The sequence below is a fragment of the Bradyrhizobium sp. Arg816 genome (assembly GCF_029989365.1).
GTDB lineage: Bacteria > Pseudomonadota > Alphaproteobacteria > Rhizobiales > Xanthobacteraceae > Bradyrhizobium.
The window spans coordinates 1-467 of the sequence record NZ_JAPRAQ010000187.1; the positions used below are offsets into that span (position 1 = coordinate 1).

Sequence of the window (467 nt, forward strand, 5' to 3'; positions counted from 1 at the left end):
AGCGTTACATTCAACACCTTCCTACGGCCGGCGAAATCGTGCTCTTTGACCGCTCGTGGTATAATCGTGGCGGCGTCGAACGGGTCATGGGGTTTTGCACCGATGAAGAGCATCGAATCTTCCTTCGGCAGGCTCCAATCCTCGAAGAGATGATGATCGAATCGGGCATTCATGTTACGAAGTTCTGGTTCTCGGTCACCCGGCAGGAGCAACGCACCCCGTTCGCAATTCGTCAGCTCGATCCAGTTCGTCGCTGGAAGCTCTCCCCGATGGACTTGGAGTCGCTGGGGCGCTGGGACGATTACACCCGTGCTAAAGAGGAGATGTTTGCCGCAACTGACACTGATGCCGCGCCGTGGATATGTATCAAGTCTAATGACAAAAAACGCGCGCGTCTTAATGCGATGAGGTACTTCTTGTCGCAATATGATTACGAAGGCAAAGATGTGGATGTCGTCGGACAGCCT

Annotated in this window: 1 pseudogene; it reads left to right on the forward strand. The window is 53.7% G+C overall.

What is annotated here, in order from left to right:
• Window positions 1-467 (forward strand): annotated as a pseudogene (locus tag OWC48_RS46435) (polyphosphate kinase 2); the annotation flags it as partial.